Below are 2,917 nucleotides of genomic sequence, written 5' to 3' on the forward strand. Positions count from 1 at the left end.
TTTCCTGAAATGTTTAATACTTTAACTTCCATCTGCTTACTTATCTAAGATTACGTAAGAACCTTTAGCTCCCGGTACGGAACCACTAACTACCAAAAGGTTTTGATCAGCATAAACTTTCAAAATTTGTAAATTCTGAACTTTTACTCTGTCACCACCCATTCTACCCGCCATACGCATACCTTTAAATACACGAGCTGGATAAGAAGCAGCACCTAATGAACCCGGTGCACGACCTCTATTGTGTTGACCGTGGGTTTGACCACCTACACCACCAAATCCGTGGCGTTTAACAACACCTTGAAATCCTTTACCTTTTGATGTACCAACAACATCCACAAAATCGCCTTCATTGAAAATGCTAACCGTGATTGTATCCCCTAAGGTCAACGAATCTTCAAACGGCTCAAATTCAACTAATTTACGTTTTGGGGTAGTGTTTGCTTTCGCAAAGTGGCCTCTCAAGGGCATGGTTGTGTTCTTTTCTTTGGCTTCGCTAAAACCCAATTGAACTGAAACGTAACCGTCTTTCTCTTCGGTCTTTACCTGTGTTACAACACAAGGCCCAGCTTCGATCACTGTACATGGTATGTTCTTACCATCAGCGTCGAATATGCTGGTCATTCCTACTTTTTTTCCAATAATACCTGACATTTTCTATTTTTAATTTAACACCCATCGAAGCAGTAGGGCTTCGTTCAAGGTGGATATACATTCCCGTTAAGGGAGGGCAAAAATAAGAAAGAAATCTTAATTTTCAAACAGTTAGCGATTTATTTTTCAAAATAACTGTAATATTTTTGAGGAAGGCAGGAAACTGAGGAAAGCGAAAATATTTTTAACCAACCAATTTATTGCTTAAACTGAACAGGATTACACACAGCACAAATAAACCAATTAGCACATAAAGATAATCCTTCTCAATTAAAAAGCTGAAGACAGAAAAAACAACCCTCATAATGGGGGTGAAAATTAATAAAAGTGTACCAAATTGTATAATTGCAGCACTGTCCATTGACTTTAACCCTGTAAAAATGACGTCAATAGCGCTGTATTTATTTGCCGAAGGGATAAATACACTGTAATCTACCACCTCTTTATGGTGACCAATCAGGTAAAGCAGGCCACCCAATAAAACTACAGCCATAGAAAGCATAACCCCTACCCGCAAAAGCGTGCCCAGGATAACTTGCGTGTCCTGATCTGATTGTTCATGTTCTGTGCTTGTTTTCATTGCTTTAATTCTTCTTTATGGAGTTGGCTGTGGCCATCATTAGCTTAACTGTCCGGAGAGTCCGTTATAAATCATTTGCAGGGCCAGAAAAACAACCACAATGGCAAATATAATTTTTAACTTATCGGTTTGCGTACGCACCAGGATCTTTGCCCCTACTGTTGCCCCACATAAAACACCAATAGTTACCGGCATGGCAATACCCGGTACAATTTGTCCGCGGTGCAGGTAAACCACCGCACTGGCCGCAGCAGTTACCCCCATCATAAAATTACTTGTGGTGGTAGACACTTTGAAAGGCAGCCGCATAATATTATCCATCGCCAATACCTTTAATGCCCCCGAGCCTATTCCTAATAAACCAGAAATGATTCCGGCAAAGAACATCATGATAAAGCCACCCACTACGTTATGCACCGCATAATATTTCACACCTTCTGCCGTTGGATAGCTACCGTTAAGCCTGAAAATATTACCCAGCTTACTGGTGGTTACATTATCAGAATTGTCTACTTTTTTTCTAACCATCATTACTGCCGAAAACATTAAGATTAAGCCAAAGATAACGGCTATATAGCCCGGGTTAATATAGATGGTAATCACAGCACCGAAAATGGCACTGATGGTGGTTGCAATTTCTAAAAACATCCCTATCCTGATGTTGGTAATTCCTTCTTTAACATAGGCTGCTGCAGAACCAGAGGAGGTTGCAATTACAGACACAATAGAAGCACCAATGGCGTAATGAATATCTACCCCAAGGGCCAGGGTGAGCAATGGAATTATGATCACTCCACCCCCTAAGCCGGTTAAAGAACCAACTAAACCGGCAAGAAATGCACCAATAAGAATGATAACTGTGAATAAAAGTACAGACATTGGCACAAATATACCAACTACAAATAGAACACAATAAAATTAAATTTTTATTGTTAAATTAACAGAACAACAAAAAGCTATGAAAAAATTTATACTTCCCCTTATTGCCCTGTTAGGCATGATATGTTTATCTCAGACCAGTCTGGCGCAAGACAGTACCAAGGTAGATTCTTCACTGCAAGGTCAATACCAGCTGCTGCTCGGCAAGTCCAGAACCCTCGATGGTTATAAAATGGTTAACCCTGCACGGTTAACAACATTATGGCGAAATGTAAAAGATACTTTGAGTTCAGAGCGTAAAGAATTATACAAAGCAAGAACAAAAATTGCGGAGCAGCAGAAAAGCATTATTGACCTCAAAGAATTGATTGATGGCAATGAGACCGCACTGACAACCTCTAAAGCAAAGCTCAACGAGATTACTTTTTTGGGTATTTCCTTTAGCAAATCCAGTTACAACACCATAGTCTGGACCTTGATTATTATCATGGCTCTTGCCCTTGCCATCATCATCTTCCGCTCCACAAAACTGCTGCACGAAGCTAAATACAGGTCTAATTTATATAATGAGATCTCTGCGGAGTACCAGAGTTATAAAGTAAAAGCTAACGACAAAGAAAAAAAGTTGGCCAGAGAACTTCAGGACGAGCGTAATAAATTTGAAGAATACAGAAGCACTGGACGCTAATTTTGCCAGAATTAAAAAAGGGTGTACCATTATTTAGATGATACACCCTTTTCTTTTTTAGTACTTTTTACATCTCCTGATCTTAAGGTTACCAAAAGCTAATTGATCAGTTACCT

Annotated in this window: 4 protein-coding genes; 1 reads left to right on the top strand and 3 read right to left on the bottom strand. The window is 39.6% G+C overall.

The features are described 5' to 3' along the window. Positions 1-36: 36 nt before the first annotated feature. From rplC to ACR2F7_RS11115, 3 genes are all read right to left on the bottom strand, one after another. A complete protein-coding gene (gene rplC, locus ACR2F7_RS11105; protein WP_432713632.1) occupies positions 37-654 on the bottom strand; it encodes a 50S ribosomal protein L3 in 618 nt (205 codons plus the stop codon). A gap of 184 nt (positions 655-838) precedes the next feature. Beyond that, positions 839-1,234, bottom strand: coding sequence for a DUF1634 domain-containing protein (locus tag ACR2F7_RS11110; protein ID WP_432713633.1), 396 nt, complete (start codon positions 1,232-1,234; stop codon positions 839-841). Between the two features lie 39 nt (positions 1,235-1,273). Continuing rightward, positions 1,274-2,113, bottom strand: coding sequence for a sulfite exporter TauE/SafE family protein (locus tag ACR2F7_RS11115; RefSeq protein ID WP_432713634.1), 840 nt, complete (start codon positions 2,111-2,113; stop codon positions 1,274-1,276). Between the two features lie 79 nt (positions 2,114-2,192). Between ACR2F7_RS11115 and ACR2F7_RS11120 the strand changes: the two genes are divergently transcribed. After that, entirely contained in the window at positions 2,193-2,801 is a 609-nt protein-coding gene (locus ACR2F7_RS11120; protein WP_432713635.1) for a hypothetical protein, read from the top strand. Positions 2,802-2,917: the final 116 nt, after the last annotated feature.

Source organism: Pedobacter sp., assembly GCF_045628745.1.
In the GTDB taxonomy this organism is placed as follows: Bacteria; Bacteroidota; Bacteroidia; order Sphingobacteriales; family Sphingobacteriaceae; genus Pedobacter.